Here is a 17,289-nt window from a genome sequence, read left to right as displayed (position 1 = left end):
ATGCGTAAGCTTTTAACCGTGATTAATGCCATCGTCCGTGATGGCTCACAGTGGAATGCTCACGCGGTTTAATTAACGAATTTGTATCTTACCAAAAATGTTGGGGAGATACAGTTGCTACACACAATTATTATTTAGAACTTTGCTAAAGAGGGGAGATCATTCTCTATACACTAATGCGCCTCGTCCCAGTTATCGCCAATGCCCACTTCTGCAATTAGTGGCACTTTAAGCGAAATCGCTTTTTCCATTTCGGTTTTGATTAATTGGCTGTAATGGTCGATTTTATCGGCTTTTACTTCAAACACTAATTCATCGTGTACTTGCATAATCATCTTGATTTCATCATTACCACAAATCGCCTTATCAATGCCGATCATCGCTACCTTGATAATATCTGCTGCTGTGCCTTGCATTGGGGCATTGATTGCTACACGTTCTGCGGCTTTACGCAAAATCGCATTGCTTGATTTAATATCTGGCAGATATAAACGGCGACCAAACAAGGTTTCCACATAACCTTTTTCAGCCGCAATTTCACGAATATCCGTCATAAACTGCTGTACTGCAGGATAGCGTTGGAAATAGAGATCCATATATTTTTGAGCTTCAGCTCGCCCAATACCCAGTTGATTTGAAAGCCCGAATGAAGACATTCCATAAATCAGACCGAAGTTGATCGCTTTGGCACTGCGGCGTTGCTCGCTCGTTACTTCATCTAATGCTACACCGAAAATTTCTGCCGCTGTTGCTCGGTGAATATCTTTGCCCTCTGCAAATGCGGTGATCATTCCTTTATCATTCGCTAAGTGAGCCATAATGCGTAGCTCAATTTGGGAATAATCCGCAGCTACAATTTTATAGCCTTCTCGTGCCACAAATGCTTGGCGAATACGTCTGCCTTCTTCATTTCGGATCGGAATATTCTGTAAGTTTGGATCGCTTGAAGAAAGTCGCCCCGTTGCCGTTACCGCTTGGTTGTATGAAGTATGCACTCGCCCTGTTTTTTTGTTAATAAGCTGTGGCAGTTTGTCCGTGTAAGTTGATTTCAGCTTACTTAAGCCACGATGTTCCATTAACAATTTCGGCACAAGATGACCTTGTTGAGCCAGTTCATCTAACACTTCTTCATTGGTTGATGGCGCACCTTTTGGCGTTTTCTTCAACACAGGCAAGCCTAATTTATCAAACAAGATTTCTTGTAGCTGTTTGGTTGAAGCAAGGTTAAACACTTGCCCTGCTTCTGTGTGGACCAGCTGCTCGACTTCACTTAAGCGTTTTTCAATTTCTGCCGATTGCGTTAATAATTTTTTCGGGTCAATCAAAACACCATTGCGTTCAATACGAGAAAGCACGCTAACTAACGGCATTTCAATTTCATTAAACAATTTTACCAATTCAGGCTCTTGTGCTAATTTTTGCCATAGCATTTGGTGTAGTTTCATCGTTACATCAGCATCTTCTGCGGCATATTCCGCAGCTTTGCTGATCTCAATTTTATCAAAGGTCAGTTGATTTTTGCCTTTGCCCGCTAATTCTTCAAACGGAATGGTTTTATGCCCTAAATAGCGGTAAGCCAAATCGTCCATATTATGACGACCTGTGCTGTTAAGCGTGTAAGATTCGATCATCGTATCAAATTCAACGCCTTGTAATTCAATGCCGTAGTTAGCAAAAATGGTTAAATCATATTTGATGTTCTGCCCGATTTTTTTGATCGAACCATTCTCCAAAATCGGCTTAAGTTGAGCTAAACAAGCGGTCAAATTTAACTGATTTTTTACTAATTCATCGCCTATTTCACTCGTTGAATCTTCACTCTCACCAAACATATCAGCTTGTTGTGGCTGTACTTTTTGTTTATGACCAAGCGGAATATAGCAAGCCTCGCCATTTTCAAGAGCAAAGGAAATGCCTACTAAATTGGCAGACATAGAGTCTAAACTATCGGTTTCAGTATCCACCGCAATAATATTTGCTGATGTGAGTTTTTCAATCCAAGCAGCTAATTTTGCTCCTGTATCCACCGTTTCATATTTGCTACGGTCAATAGCGATAGGTTCTGCAAAATTTTCCTCATTTTTAACCGCTTGTGTTGCTTGGTAGTTATTCGGCACTTTCTCCGCTGGCGTTTGAGTAAGCGGATTTGCATTATGATTGACTTCATTTAACCAACGCTTAAATTCGTAATGTTCAAATAATGTGGCAAGCTCCGCACGATTTTGTGGCTGTGTTAAAAGCTGATCGTGAGTAAGCTCTAATTCCACATCGGTTTTGATGGTGGCTAACAGATAAGATAAATCCGCATTTTCTTTTTCTGCCTCTAACTTCGGCGCAAAATTTTTTGCACCACGAAACGAAAGTGTCGCAATTTGATCTAAATTTTCATAAATCTGTTTGAGCGAACCAATCCCTTGTAATAACGCTAATGCTGTTTTTCCGCCTACGCCTTTTACACCCGGGATATTATCGGCAGAATCCCCCATTAAGGCTAAGAAATCGATGATCAACTCAGGCGGAATGCCGTATTTTTCGATCACGCCTTCACGGTCAAGCAAGGTATTATTCATCGTGTTAATCAACATAATGTGATCGTTCACCAGTTGTGCCATATCTTTATCGCCCGTGCTGATTAACACGTCTTTTCCATCTTTGGCTGCTTGTACCGCTAATGTGCCGATCACATCGTCTGCTTCCACCCCCTCAATCGAAATCAGCGGAATGCCTAAGGCTTTGATGATAGCGTGTAACGGCTGAATTTGAGCTCTGAGCTCATCGGGCATTGGTGGGCGGTGCGATTTATATTGCTCAAACAATTCATCTCGGAAGGTTTTGCCCTTTGCATCAAACACTACCGCAATATGGCTTGGGTTTACTTGTGAAATCAGGCTTTTTAACATATTCAACACGCCATACATCGCCCCTGTTGGCTCACCATTGCGATTAGTCAGCGGCGGGAATGCGTGAAATGCTCGATATAAATAAGAAGAACCGTCCACTAGCACCAGTGGATTTTTTGCGATAGTTGCCATAAAAAATCTCTTGAAAATCAAATAAATATTGGCGTTATTATACAAGAATAGTGAAAGAAAGGGATAAAAAAAGCGTATTTCAGTCATAGCTAAAATACGCTTATTATTTTATTGAGTATTATTGCCCGAGAGAACCCATTCCCATCATAATCACAAATAACGCCATTTGGATTTCATCTTCAGTTAATTCACGACCATTTAAGATTAATTTTTCATTCTCAACTGATAATTCAATCTTCACATTGTTTTCATCTACTTTTCTCAAACCATTTTCAGCTTCTGCGTTTGAAAAGACAGCATCAACTTGTTGTTTGGCAACCGCTTTCGCCTCTTCTTCGCTTAATTTCTCTTTTACCATCGAGATTTGGCGAATAATATCTTCTGCATATTGACGGTTTATATTTGAAGTAAATTTACTCGTTGAAAGTGCTTTTAATACCTCTTGCGTATTGACTATATTTTGCGGATCAATTTGAGCGATATTCAATAATAGTGCTAAATCAACTTTACCTTTGCCATTTTCAAACGAGAAATTATTAAGATGGAACTTCACCGATTTTGCCAGCAACTGCATTAAAAGTTCTGTTGTTTGCGGATCTTCAAATCCTTCAGGTCTAGATAATAGTGGGGTAATATCATTGGTTAATTTAGCATCGAAATCATATACCATATCCATTTTTAATTTACCCATTTCAACACCTTCAATGTTAAAAGATGCTGCCTCTAAATCGCCCGTAGACACTACACGATCACCTTTTAATAAGCTATCACCTTTAACCACAATATCTTTTATTTGCGATAACTCGCCCTCTTTCGACTTAAATTCAATAGCTTTAACTTTACCACTGCCTTTTCCTAAGGTTAAATGTGGATAGCTTTCATTGTTCTCGGTTTGCATTTCATAAGAAACACCTTGAAGTTGCAAATCAAGTTCTTCTACTGTTACTTTGACATTATCTAACTCAACGCTGCTATCAATTCCTTTCGCTTTCTGGTCATAGCTATATTGCATCTTAATTGGTGTTGTTTCAAGAACACCTGTTTCATCACTATATTTAATTGGAGAAACATCAAAATACCCTTTCACATCGCCCGAATAGCTGATATTAGCCACACCAGAACCAATATGTTCTCCCATTAATTTTTTAAATGGTTCAGGGGCTTGGAGTTTGCTTTCTGCACTCATCATTACAGGTGCAAGATTAAGTTTCGCTAAGCGATTAAGCGGTAACGGCCCGTGATGAAGTTTATCATTACCGATAAAGTCTAATTTTTCTCCATCACCAAAATCCACTTCTAAACGATATTTCGCATCAGAGCTAAAGAAATGGCGATCAATCTGCACATCTTTAAGCTCAATATTTGCACCGAATTCATTACTTACTTGTTTAAGTTGATTATTTGCTGTAGCGACTAATTCTTGATATTTCTCTTCAACTTGTTTACCTGTGTACCAGCTACCGCCAACTACAGCTACACCAAGTACCGCGACTACTGACAGAGCAATTTTACTTAATTTCATAATGTTCCTTTTAAATGTTAAAAAATAGTTACGCCGTTAGATTATCATTTTTTATAATTTATTCAACTTAAAAATAAATTTCAGATTTCTAAGAAATATTAAGGCGGATAAATTATCCGCCCAATAAATATCATAATTGCAAAATTATTTAAAAAGATGGCCGCTTGTTATTATCTTCTGCTTGCTTCTTTCATTGATTTCACAAACTCCGCCAACTCTTTAAGCAAATTGGCTTGATTGTCTAAATTACGTTCAATAATTTTCACAATCGCAGAGCCTGAAATTGCACCGTCAGCACCAAGTCGCAAAGCATCTTTTACTTGTTCCGATTTAGCAATACCAAAGCCTTGTAAGATTGGGGCAGCTCCGGCTTGCTTTAAACTTTCCACTAAATTATCTAAATTACTTGCGTGAGCTTGGTTTTCGGCACTGGTTACACCTGCACGAGAAACTAAATAAGTGTAACCTTCGGTTAATTGTGCAATACGTTCAATCGTATTTTCATCTGCATTTGGCGGACAAATAAAGACAGGCTGAATACCATATTTTTTAGCCGTTGGGACGAATTCTTCTGCCGCTAAAATAGGTAAATCCGCAATTAATACGGCATCAACGCCTGTTTGTTGGCAGCGTTGGAAGAATCTATCTGCACTTGGCACAAAAATTAAGTTCGCACAAAGCAATAAACCGATTGGAATGTCAGGATATTTAGCTCGAATTTTTGCGATTAACTCAAAGCAAGCATCTGTGCTATAACCTGCGTCTAATGCACGCTTGTTTGCGGCTTGAATAACTGGCCCGTCTAATAATGGATCTGAAAATGGGAAGCCTAATTCTAACGCATCTGCTCCATTAGCAATCATCGTTTCGATGATTTCAAAACTACGGTCGAAGTCAGGGTCGCATAAGGTTACAAATGGAACGAAAGCTCCTTCGTTTTTTGCCTTTAAGTTGTTAAATAAAGCATCAAAACGGCTCATTTTACTCTCCTCCATTTAAAATTTTATCGACCGTGAAAATGTCTTTATCGCCACGCCCTGATAAATTTACTACTAACAACTGCTCTTTTTCAGGATTTTGCTTAATCAATTTCAAGGCATAAGCCAATGCGTGTGAAGATTCTAATGCAGGAATAATCCCTTCATTTTTAGCAAGAGCTTGGAAAGCCTCTAACGCTTCTTGGTCAGTAATAGAAACATATTCTGCTCGCCCTGTTGCATTTAAATAAGCGTGCTGAGGCCCAACCGATGGGAAATCCAAGCCTGCGGAAATAGAATAAGATTCTTCAATTTGTCCGTCTTTATCTTGCATAATAGGCGATTTCATACCAAAATAAATACCCGTTGTACCGTGCTTAAGCGGTGCACCGTGTTCACCTGTTTCAATGCCTTTACCTGCCGGCTCTACACCAATTAATTTCACTGATTTTTCTTCAATAAAGTCTGCAAACATACCAATCGCATTAGAACCACCACCCACAGCCGCAATCACTGCATCTGGCAAGCGGTCTTCTTTTGCTAGAATTTGGCGTTTGGTTTCTTCGCCAATCATTTTTTGGAATTCACGTACTATTGTCGGAATTGGGTGAGGGCCTGCTGCCGTACCAATTAAATAATGGGTAGTCTCATAGTTCGCTGCCCAATCACGCATTGCCTCACAGCAGGCATCTTTTAATGAGCAAGAGCCTTTCTGAACAGGTATCACCTCTGCTCCCATCAAACGCATACGGAATACATTTGGCGATTGACGTTCCACATCTTTCGCCCCCATATAGACCACACAAAGCATACCCAGCATTGCACAAGCAAGAGCAGTTGCCACACCGTGCTGCCCTGCTCCTGTTTCAGCGATGATACGGGTTTTGCCCATACGTTTTGCGAGTAAAATTTGCCCTAGCACTTGGTTTGTTTTATGGGCTCCACCGTGTAATAAATCTTCACGTTTTAAATAAAGTTTGGTATTCGTGCCTTTAGTCAAGTTACGGCAAAGGGTCAATGCTGTTGGTCGCCCTGCGTAGTTTTTTAATAAATCGGCAAATTCTGCTTGGAATGTTGGATCTTGTTGAGCATCAACAAAAGCCTGCTCTAATTCTTTGAGTACAGGCACTAAAATTTCGGGTACATACATACCACCAAATTCGCCAAAATAAGGATCAAGAAGTGTGTCTGACATAATATTTCCTTTTCTATTATCTCCCCCTCTCCCATTGGAGAGGGGTATTAAATTATAAATTTCTAGCTACATTCAAGGCTGATGATGTTTGAGCCACTGGCATTACTTCAACTCGGTTAATATTAACGTGTTCCGGCTGTTGATTTAGCCAAAGCACAATATTAGCCACATCTTCAGGGCGAACAAATTCGACATTTTCATAAATTTTTGCGGCTTTCTCATCATCGCCTTTAAAGCGAACGTTGGAAAATTCTGTTCCTCCACATAGGCCTGGCTCAACGTTAGACACTCGCACTTTTGTACCCGCCAAATCGGCTCGCAAATTTAAGCTAAACTGTTTTACAAAGGCTTTCGTGCCACCATACACATTACCGCCTGGGTAAGGGTAAGTTCCTGCAATCGAGCCGATATTAATAATATGACCAGAATTTTGTTCCACCATTTCAGGAAGAACTAAACGGGTCATTGTGACTAAACCTTTAATATTAGTATCGATCATTTGATACCAATCATCTAAATTTGCTTTATGAGCAGGCTCTAAGCCTAGTGCTAAACCTGCATTATTAACCAATAAATCAATCTTTCGCCAACCTTGAGGGCGGCTGTTTAAGGCTTTTTCAACTTCCGATGAGTCTTGAATATCAAATGCAAGCGGTAGAAAATTATCGCCAAATTGCAAATGTAGCTCCTTTAAACGCTCGGCTCGTCTGCCTGTGCCAATCACTTTATAGCCTGATTGAAGAAGTAATTTACAAATTGCTAAACCAAAACCAGCAGTTGCACCTGTTACTAATGCTGTTTTCATCTTTTTCCCCCTTAAAAATAAAATGTACTATTATAGTAGTACAAAAAAATTAAATTGCAAGAAATAATATAACCTATAAACGAAAAAAGCGTACCATAAAGGTACGCTAAATACATAGGAGGATCTTATTTTAAGATTTATATAACACAACATTCGATATCCATATCTTGAGTTGCATTCTATACCATAAAGAAATTTAATTCTGTGATTGCCTTCACATTTTTAGAAATTAATCTTTATTTTTCTGCTTTTTTGCTTTAAATATTAAAATTAAAACTGCCATCACTGCTGCTGTTGCCACAAATCCGAATAAAGCAGATTGCGTGAAACCTACGACTAAGTAGCCAACAATAGAAGCAGCAGCAACCAATAACGCATAAGGCAACTGAGAAATAACGTGATCTATATGGTTACATTGCGCTCCTGTTGAAGACAATATAGTGGTATCTGATACTGGCGAGCAGTGGTCTCCGCATACTGCTCCAGCCATTACTGCCGATAAGCACGGAATGATTAATGCAGGATCAGTATGAACCGCCATTGCCGCACCAATTGGTAACATAATACCAAATGTTCCCCAGCTTGTACCTGTTGAGAATGCCATAAATGCGGCTAATACGAATAAAATCGCTGGTAAGAAACCTGCGGCGATATGCTCGCCAACTAAACTAGATAGATATTTACCCGTTTGCATATCGCTTACTACACCGTTGATTGTCCACGCAAAGAATAAGATAGTAATTGCACCAGACATCATTTTTACACCTAAACCATAAGCACGAACGTAATTTTTTAGTGAAATATAACCGCTTGCCATAATACAAATAGTGGCAACAATAACTGATGCTAAACCGCCTACTACTAATGAAATGCCTACGGTGGTATTTTCAAAAGCACCTAAAATAGAGAATGGCGAACCTGCTTCGGCTAACGCATCAGCCCCCGTTTTGATCATCATTGCAACTGTAACCACAATTAAGGTAATAATCGGGAATACTAAATTACGCATACGACCTTTAACTTCAATAGCTTCTTCCTCTGTTTCTGCTAAAAGTTCGGCTTGGCGTTCAAAACGAGCCATTGAGCCAATATCAAATGAGAAATATGCTACAAAGAACACCATAATCATTGCAAAAATTGCATAGAAGTTCATCGCACTCATTGTCATAAATGCACCAAGTGGTGAATAGCCTGTGATTGAGTGCGTTGCTAATAAGCCAGCAATTAAAGTAATAATATAAGCACCCCAGCTTGAAATCGGCATTAATACACACATTGGTGCTGCAGTTGAGTCAAGAATATAGGCTAATTTTGCACGAGAAATACGGAATTTATCCGTTACCGGACGAGCTATAGCCCCTACTGCTAAACTGTGGAAATAGTCATCAATGAAAGTAAAGAAAACTAAACCTGCTGCCATTAATTTAGCACCACGTTTGCCCTTTATTCTTTTCTGCGCCCAATTTGCAAAAGCTTGGTTACTGCCTGAAATGCTTAATAAAGAAGTTAATACACCTAATAAAATTAAGAATAAAATAATATTAATGTTGTTAGAATTTAAACCTTCTTCACCGCCTTTATAGACTAACGAAACAACGCTATTTTTAATATAAGTAAGAGCATCAAGGAAATTGCTATTGGTTAGCATAAATGCACCAAAAATAATCCCGATGCTTAATGAAATGATCACTTTGCGTGTAACAATTGCCAAAATTAATGCAATCAACGCTGGTAACACCGACCAGAACGATGTGGAATAATCAACTAGATTCATAAAACCTCTAAAATGACTTTGTATAATTTGTATATAAGAATAATAGCCAAACAAGAGATGTACTGAGATATTTATAGAAATAAATAAAAGGAAGGAAATATGAAAAAACCAAAAACCCACCCTAACAGTAGCACTCCGTAGCATTTACTACGACAGTGTCGTTTCTTTCGAGAACGACCCCAACCAATTAAGATGACGCTTAATTGATTTCGGCAAATCCACCTTTCCTTTTTCTTCATCGTTTTCCACTCCGAAAAAATACTTATTGAATTTGCACCTCTACATTTTGTAGGACGGCGTAAAGATACCACGAATATCCTAAGATATAAAGCCCTCTTTTTATTTATATTTATTTACCTTAAATATCTTTTAATATATGATAAATAAGAATAGAATTAACCTCGTTACTAATACATAGGAGAATACAATGTCAGATTTAAAAAGCCTTTTAAATATTCGTAGCTTAAGAGTATTTGCTAAAGATTTAGCACTTGAACAATTAAAGTCACTTGCTGAAAAGTTAGATACTATTATTGCTGAAAAAGAAGAGGAAATTAGAAAAGAAGAGCAAGAAAGAGCTAAACAGTTAGAAAGTTTAAATAAATATGCTGAAATGTTAAGACAAGATGGGCTTTCTATTGATGAATTAGCCCAATTATTAGCAGATAAAGTAATTAAAGGTCGCAAAACACCTAAAGCACGCAAATCAGTTGCTCCTCGCCCTGCTAAATATAAATTTGTTGATGCAGAAGGTAATGAAAAAACTTGGACAGGTCAAGGCAGAACACCAAAAGTATTGCAAGAAGCTCTTGATAAAGGCAAAAAATTAGAAGATTTTGCTATTTAATTTATTATTTAATAAAGATTAGATATGAGAGAACTCTAATTGAGTTCTCTTCTTTTTATAACAGGAAATCAAATGCTTGAGCATAAAATATTATTAACTGAATGCCCTGATGATACAGGATTAGTGGCTAAAATCACCAATATTTGTTACAAACACCAATTAAATATTATTAAAAATTCTGAATTTGTGGATAATGAAACTAAACGTTTTTTTATGCGTACTGAGTTAAATGGTATTTTTAATGATAAAACATTACTAGCCGATCTTGAATTTACTTTACCTGAAGGTTCTATTTATAAATTATTACCAAAACAGAGAAAGCGAGTTGTTATTTTAGTAACTAAAGAAGCTCACTGTTTAGGCGATTTACTAATGAAAAACTATTACGGTGGTTTAGATGTAGAAATTGCGGCGGTAATTGGTAATCACGATACATTAAGAGAGTTAGTTGAACGCTTTGATGTGCCGTTCCACTTAGTTAGCCACGAAAATTTAACACGAGTTGAACACGATAAACTATTAGCCGCTAAAATTGACGAATACGCTCCAGATTATATTGTATTGGCAAAATATATGCGTGTGCTTAATCCAGAATTTGTGGCTCGTTATCCAAATCGTGTTGTCAATATTCACCACTCTTTCTTACCTGCATTTATTGGAGCGAAACCCTATCAACGTGCTTACGAGCGTGGGGTAAAAATTATTGGTGCAACCGCTCATTTTGTAAATGATGAATTAGATGAAGGTCCAATTATTATGCAAAATGTGATCAACGTTGATCATACCTACACGGCAGAAGCAATGATGCGAGCAGGACGAGATGTGGAAAAAACGGTTCTTAGCCAAGCATTAGAACTCGTTCTTTCCGATAAAGTTTTTGTTTATAAAAACAAAACCATTATTTTATAAAATAAATAGCCAGTTATTAAAAACTGGCTATTTTATTTAGAGGGAATGTCTTCCAACGTTTCAGGGGTTTTACCAATTAATAAATTAAATAGCATTACCGTTCTTGCTACAATCTCCCTTAATCTTACTTGATAAGCCCCTTCAGGATATTTCGCTGCATAACAAATTGCGTCAATATTTTTAAATTTAGCAATAAATAAAGCTCTCTCACAATGGAATTTCTGCGACACAATGATAAACGGTGGTAATTTATATACTTCAGTTGCTCTTATAATCGAATCGAATGTAGTGTACCCAGCATAATCTTGCTTAATTTGTGGCTGAGGAACCCCCATTTTTAGCAAATCATTAGTCATTGTTTTTGGCTCATTATAATAAGGGGTTTTATTATCGCCACTGACTAAAAGTTTATTTACTTTTTCACTTTTCACTAATTGCTTTGCGGCTTCTAAGCGGTATTTGTAATATTCATTAATTACGTTTTTTGAATAAAATTTCGCCGTACCAAGTACTACGGCATAATCCCTATGCGGTAGATCTTTAATCTCGCTGTAGACTTTATCCCGTACGGCATAGCTCGTTACTGAATCTACAATTAATAAGGTTGCAATGCCTATTAAATGTAAGCTCACAACCACTTTAAGCACTTTTATGCCAAACTGTTTGATTTGATGAAAAAACGGCAATTACCTAACCTCTTAAGCTTCGACTTCCTATAAATGACTTTATTTTTATTACTTGGGCAATGAGTATATTACAGACAAGTAAAATTGTCTGATCGTTCAATCAATTTATGCTATTTCAGCGTATTTGTTAAGTCCTAAACCCTATTTATTGCACTGAAAACTTAAAATTTTTAGCCGTTTAAAAATCTAGACGTTTAGACGGCTAAAATTTCTTGACAATTAACAGTAACACCGTTAATTTAACCATATTATTACTATTACAAGCGGTTAAAAAAGCATAAATTTTTGCAAATAAGGATTCTATGGCTCAGCATATTACACTTTTTGAGGAAACGCCTTTATCCCTTTCATTCGGTGGCGAACTTTCCCCTATTACAGTGGCGTATCAAACTTACGGCGTATTAAATGCAGATAAAAGCAATGCGGTGTTAATTTGCCACGCCTTAACCGGCGATGCTGAACCTTATTACGATTCTGCCACCGAGAAAGGCTGGTGGCAGGATTTTATCGGCAAAGGCTTAGCCTTTGATACCGAAAAATATTTCTTTATTTGTAGTAACGTTCTAGGTGGTTGTAAAGGTACAACTGGTCCTACCTCCATCAATCCACAAACCAATAGACCTTACGGCAGCCAATTTCCGATTATTACCGTTCAAGATATTGTTAATGTACAAAAAGCCTTAATTGATTACTTAGAAATCCCTGCTCTCCATGCCGTCATTGGTGGCTCTTTTGGTGGAATGCAAGCGACACAATGGGGAATTAGCTATCCTGATCAGGTGCGTAATATTATCAACCTCTGTTCATCACTAACCCTTAGTGCTGAAGCGATAGGGTTTAACCACGTTATGCGTCAAGCAATTATTAACGACCCTCACTTCAACGGTGGCGATTATTATGATGGCATTGCCCCCGATAATGGCTTAAAAATTGCCAGAATGTTAGGAATGCTTACCTACCGCACCGATATTCAATTAGCCAAAGCCTTTGGACGAGAAACCAAGCAACAAGGGCAAATTTGGGGCGATCATTTTCAAGTAGAATCTTATTTAAGCTATCAAGGCACCAAATTTTTAGGGAGTTTTGATGCGAATACTTACCTTCGCTTATTAAGAGCCTTAGATCTATATGACCCTGCTCTTGGCTATGAAAACGAAGAAGCTGCACTAAAACGCATTAAAGCGAATTATGTGTTTGTCGCCGTTACCAGTGATCAGCTTTTCAAACAAGTTGATGTTTATAAAAGCAAACAGAAATTAGAACAAGCGGGTGTTAATTTAGAATTCCACGAATTCCACTCTGATTTCGGGCACGATTCATTCTTAGTCGATTATGATTTCTTTGAACCAATGATTAGAAAAGGGCTGGAAAAGTAATTTGCATTTTTTATAATAAGAACGCCCGCTTGTAATAGCAAAAAAGCACACCGAAGTGTGCTTTTTGTCGTTTTATGCTTATTATTTCTGACGCATTGCAGGGAATAAAATCACATCACGGATTGACGGAGCGTTCGCAAAAATCATTGCTAAGCGGTCAATACCTAAGCCTTCGCCTGCTGTTGGTGGTAAACCGTGTTCTAGTGCTACGATAAAGTCTTCATCTTTAAACATTGCTTCATCATCGCCCGCATCTTTTGCCGCCACTTGAGCATCAAAACGCTCTGCTTGGTCTTCCGCATCATTTAGTTCTGAGAAACCGTTACCAATTTCGCGTCCACCAATAAATAACTCGAAACGATCTGTTACTTCAGGGTTTTCATCATTACGGCGAGCAAGTGGCGAAATTTCTGCAGGGTGTGCCATTAAGAACGTAGGCTGAATTAACTGATGTTCTGCCACTTCTTCAAAAATTGCATTCACAACAGAACCTAAGCCCCACGATTTTTGAATTTCAATGCCTAAATCTTTTGCAATTTCAACAGTTTTCTCAAAGTTATCTAGATCTTCACGTTTAATGCCGTTGCCGTATTTCACTATTGCATCGTGCATTGTGATACGCTCAAACGGTTTGCCAAAATCAAACACATATTCACCATAAGGCACATCTGTTGTACCAAGAATATCTAACGATAATTGACGTAACAACTCTTCGGTGTTATCCATTAAATCATGGTAATCCGCATAAGCTTGGTAGTATTCAATCATCGTAAATTCCGGGTTGTGGCGAACAGAAACCCCTTCGTTACGGAAGTTGCGGTTTAATTCAAATACACGCTCAAAACCGCCTACCACTAAGCGTTTTAAATAAAGTTCCGGTGCGATACGCAAATACATATCCACATCTAAGGCATTATGGTGCGTTACGAAAGGTTTTGCTGCTGCACCGCCCGGGATTACTTGTAACATTGGTGTTTCCACTTCGATGAAATCTCTGTCTAAGAAGAATTTACGAATGCCTGAAACCACTTGTGAGCGGATCATAAAGGTACGGCGTGATTCTTCGTTAGAAATTAAATCTAAATAACGCTGACGATAGCGAGTTTCTAAATCGGTTAAACCGTGATGTTTATCCGGTAATGGACGTAACGCTTTGGTTAAAATCTGAACTTCTGAACAACGAACGGTTAATTCACCTGTTTTAGTTTTAAATAGCGTACCTTCAACGCCGATAATATCGCCTAAGTCCCAAAGGCTTACCTTTTCTTCGTAAATATTTTCAGCTAAGTTATCACGAGCCACATAAAGCTGGATTGCACCGCTAACATCTTGAATGGTAAAGAAAGAGGCTTTGCCCATTATACGTTTTAGCATAATACGGCCAGCAACTTTTACTTGAATATTTTGTTCTTTTAATGCTTCGCCTCCCACTTCATCATATTGAACGTGTAAATCTTTCGCTAACGCATCGCGGCGGAAAGTATTTGGAAACGCGTTACCCTGCTCACGAATTTTAGTTAATTTCTCACGGCGGGCTAACATTTCCCCATTTAGATCTAATTCTTGATTTTCTACTTCAGACATTGAATTACCTTAGATTTCAAAATTTGGATAAATAAAACTGGTCGATTATACGTTATTTTAGGCAGTTTTGGTAGAAAACAAGCGGTAAGATTTTCGATAAATTTTGCAAAAAGAGGATTGAGGCTACCCCAATCCTCTTATTAATTACATTACCACCACATCAAACTGATCTTGATGATAGTAAGGCTCAACTTTGATTTCAATTTTCTTCCCGATAAAGGCTTGAAGTTCCGCCAATAATGCGTGGCTTTCTTCATTAATTAAGTAATCTGCCACATCTTTAGATGCATAAACGTGCATTTTTTCCGTTTTAAATAAGTGATGAACACGCACAATTTCACGCATAATTTCATAACAGACTGTTTCAACTGTTTTCACTGCGCCACGCCCTTGGCAAGCAGGGCAATCACAGCATAGAATACGCTCAAGGCTTTCCCGTGTACGTTTACGAGTCATTTCAACCAAACCAAGCTGAGTAAAGCCATTTACATTGGTTTTTACTCTATCTCCCTTTAATGCTTCTTGTAAGGACTGCAATACTAAATTGCGATGCTCTTCCTCTTGCATATCAATAAAATCGATAATGATAATGCCGCCCAAATTACGCAACTGGAGCTGATGGGCAATTGCCTGTGTTGCTTCAATATTAGTATTGAAAATGGTGTGAGCAAGATTTCGATGTCCAACAAATGCCCCTGTGTTGATGTCAATGGTTGTCATCGCTTCTGTTTGTTCAATAATCAGATACCCGCCCGATTTTAGGTTTACTCTCTTATCGAGGGCTTTTTGAATGGCTTCTTCCACACCATAAGCATCAAATAAGGTTTTTGCCCCTGTGTATAAACTCACAGAGTTTGTCAGCTCAGGCATAAACTCAGTTAAAAACTCTTTAACTTGCTCGCAAGTGATTTTTGAATCGATCCAGACCGCATTAATGCGAGTGCCGATAAAGTCCCTCAATACCCGTTGAGCTAATGCAAGCTCTCCATAAAGCATTGATTTAGCAGGATATTTTGTTTTCCGTTCTAATACTTTCCGCCATAAGCGTTTTAAGAAATCTACATCTTGCTTTAAGCTTTCTTCGCTTGCTTCTTCCGCAGCCGTACGGACAATAAAGCCGCCTAACTCATCGCAATAAGGCTCAAGCAATACTTTTAAACGCTCACGTTCCGCCTCACTTTCAATACGTTGAGAAACACCCACGTGGCTATTTTCTGGCATAAAGACCAAATAGCGAGAAGGCAAGGTAATATCAGTAGTTAATCTTGCACCTTTTGTACCAATCGGATCTTTAACCACTTGAACCACAATGTCTTGCCCTTCACGAACCAACTCGGCAATATCTTTTACCACAAATTGTTTTTTCTCATTTTCATCAACACATTCGGTATGAGAAACAATATCGGAAGCGTGCAAAAAAGCCGCTTTTTCTAACCCAATATCCACAAAAGCAGACTGCATTCCGGGCAACACTCGGGTTACTCGCCCCTTGTAAATATTCCCCACAATGCCACGCTTTGCCTCACGCTCAATATGCAATTCTTTCAATAACCCGTTTTCAACCAATGCAACCCTTGTCTCACTTGGGGTTACATTAACTAATAATTCTGTACTGCTCATCGTTTATCTTCTTACTATAAAATTAAATTGGAATAAGTTTATCACTTTGTTTTTAAGAAAAAAATTAGATCACTCAATTTCTTATTTTGATTGGGAAAATTAAATGTTCTACAAGCGGTTATTTTTATGAGTTTTTTTTGCAATTTTGCTATTTTCTACCACAAATTTTTGACAAGAGAAAAATTATGACTGAACAAGCTTTTATCACAGATAAAGATGCTGCACTTGAAGACAGTATTTCTACCTTTCAACACAAATTAAAAACCTTAGGTTTTAATATTGAAGAAGCCTCTTGGTTAAATCCTGTTCCGAATGTGTGGTCGGTGCATATTCGTGATGCAGACTGCCCGCAATGTTTTTCTAACGGTAAGGGAGCAAGCAAAAAAGCCGCTCTTGCCTCTGCATTAGGTGAGTATTTTGAGCGTTTATCTACCAACTATTTCTGGGCGGATTTTTATTTAGGTCAAGAGATTGCTAATAGTGAATTTGTGCATTATCCAACCGAAAAATGGTTTCCGATTGATGATGAAGCCATTCCACCAATGGAGATGATGGACGAGTTTTTATGGGAATATTTTGATCCGAATGGTGAAATCACGCCGGAATTATTGGCTGATTTACAATCAGGAAATTACGATCGTGGTATCGTGAATTTGCCTTATGTTCGTCAATCTGATAACCAAACGGTTTATATTCCACAAAGTATTATCGGTAACTTATTCGTTTCAAACGGAATGTCCGCAGGTAACACAAAAAATGAAGCTCGAGTGCAGGGCTTATCCGAAGTGTTCGAGCGTTTTGTCAAAAACCGTATTATTACTGAGGCAATCAGCTTGCCAGAAATTCCGCAAAGTGTGATTGACGGTTATCCGACAATCAAAGCCTCTATCGAGAAACTAGAGCAAGAAGACTTCCCGATTTTATGCTATGACGCTTCATTAGGCGGAGAATTTCCAGTTATT

At 38.2% G+C, this 17,289-nt stretch carries 13 protein-coding genes and 1 riboswitch; of the genes, 4 read left to right on the top strand and 9 right to left on the bottom strand.

Features of this window, described 5'->3' with window-relative positions:
- Positions 1 to 173: 173 nt before the first annotated feature.
- The 6 genes from polA to ACERCG_RS11495 form a co-directional block, all read right to left on the bottom strand.
- Complete coding sequence (polA, locus tag ACERCG_RS11520; RefSeq protein ID WP_373612205.1) at positions 174 to 3,032, bottom strand: DNA polymerase I; 2,859 nt, start codon at positions 3,030 to 3,032, stop codon at positions 174 to 176.
- 118 nt (positions 3,033 to 3,150) lie between these two features.
- Positions 3,151 to 4,554: a YdgA family protein gene (locus ACERCG_RS11515; RefSeq protein WP_373612204.1), complete on the bottom strand. Its 1,404-nt coding sequence runs from the start codon at positions 4,552 to 4,554 to the stop codon at positions 3,151 to 3,153.
- A gap of 170 nt (positions 4,555 to 4,724) precedes the next feature.
- Positions 4,725 to 5,534 carry a tryptophan synthase subunit alpha gene (gene trpA / locus ACERCG_RS11510; protein WP_373612203.1) on the bottom strand — a complete coding sequence of 270 codons (810 nt, stop codon included), beginning with the start codon at positions 5,532 to 5,534 and terminating at the stop codon, positions 4,725 to 4,727.
- A 1-nt stretch (position 5,535) separates the two neighbouring features.
- Entirely contained in the window at positions 5,536 to 6,726 is a 1,191-nt protein-coding gene (gene trpB, locus ACERCG_RS11505; protein ID WP_373612202.1) for a tryptophan synthase subunit beta, read from the bottom strand.
- A gap of 52 nt (positions 6,727 to 6,778) precedes the next feature.
- Positions 6,779 to 7,531 (bottom strand): SDR family oxidoreductase, encoded by a 753-nt coding sequence (locus tag ACERCG_RS11500; protein ID WP_373612201.1) that lies wholly within the window; start codon positions 7,529 to 7,531, stop codon positions 6,779 to 6,781.
- A gap of 229 nt (positions 7,532 to 7,760) precedes the next feature.
- Positions 7,761 to 9,305, bottom strand: coding sequence for a Na+/H+ antiporter NhaC family protein (locus ACERCG_RS11495; RefSeq protein ID WP_373612200.1), 1,545 nt, complete (start codon positions 9,303 to 9,305; stop codon positions 7,761 to 7,763).
- 120 nt (positions 9,306 to 9,425) lie between these two features.
- Positions 9,426 to 9,595, bottom strand: a riboswitch (Lysine riboswitch).
- 137 nt (positions 9,596 to 9,732) lie between these two features.
- On the opposite strand from ACERCG_RS11495, the gene ACERCG_RS11490 reads away from it, so the two are divergent.
- Both ACERCG_RS11490 and purU read left to right on the top strand, forming a co-directional pair.
- A complete protein-coding gene (locus ACERCG_RS11490) occupies positions 9,733 to 10,152 on the top strand; it encodes an H-NS family nucleoid-associated regulatory protein (protein WP_373612199.1) in 420 nt (139 codons plus the stop codon).
- A gap of 72 nt (positions 10,153 to 10,224) precedes the next feature.
- Positions 10,225 to 11,061, top strand: coding sequence for a formyltetrahydrofolate deformylase (purU, locus tag ACERCG_RS11485; protein WP_373612198.1), 837 nt, complete (start codon positions 10,225 to 10,227; stop codon positions 11,059 to 11,061).
- Between the two features lie 32 nt (positions 11,062 to 11,093).
- Here the strand turns inward: purU and ACERCG_RS11480 are convergent, their stop codons facing one another.
- A complete protein-coding gene (locus ACERCG_RS11480) occupies positions 11,094 to 11,708 on the bottom strand; it encodes a vancomycin high temperature exclusion protein (RefSeq protein ID WP_373612206.1) in 615 nt (204 codons plus the stop codon).
- 341 nt (positions 11,709 to 12,049) lie between these two features.
- Here ACERCG_RS11480 and ACERCG_RS11475 point away from each other — a divergent pair, with 341 nt between their 5' ends.
- On the top strand, positions 12,050 to 13,123 hold the full coding sequence (locus tag ACERCG_RS11475) for a homoserine O-acetyltransferase (protein WP_373612197.1): 1,074 nt from the start codon (positions 12,050 to 12,052) through the stop codon (positions 13,121 to 13,123).
- Between the two features lie 81 nt (positions 13,124 to 13,204).
- On the opposite strand, the gene lysS is transcribed toward ACERCG_RS11475, so the two are convergent.
- Entirely contained in the window at positions 13,205 to 14,707 is a 1,503-nt protein-coding gene (gene lysS, locus ACERCG_RS11470; protein WP_373612196.1) for a lysine--tRNA ligase, read from the bottom strand.
- 144 nt (positions 14,708 to 14,851) lie between these two features.
- Positions 14,852 to 16,327, bottom strand: a complete 1,476-nt coding sequence (gene rng, locus ACERCG_RS11465; protein WP_373612195.1) for a ribonuclease G — start codon at positions 16,325 to 16,327, stop codon at positions 14,852 to 14,854.
- 185 nt (positions 16,328 to 16,512) lie between these two features.
- Between rng and ACERCG_RS11460 the strand changes: the two genes are divergently transcribed.
- On the top strand, positions 16,513 to 17,289 hold a 777-nt coding region (locus ACERCG_RS11460), incomplete at its 3' end, for a YcaO-like family protein (protein WP_373612194.1).

This window comes from Mannheimia sp. E30BD, from assembly GCF_041807785.1.
In the GTDB taxonomy this organism is placed as follows: Bacteria; Pseudomonadota; Gammaproteobacteria; order Enterobacterales; family Pasteurellaceae; genus Mannheimia.
Note: the sequence above shows the minus strand (reverse complement) of the source record. Positions and strands in the feature narration are given on the sequence as shown.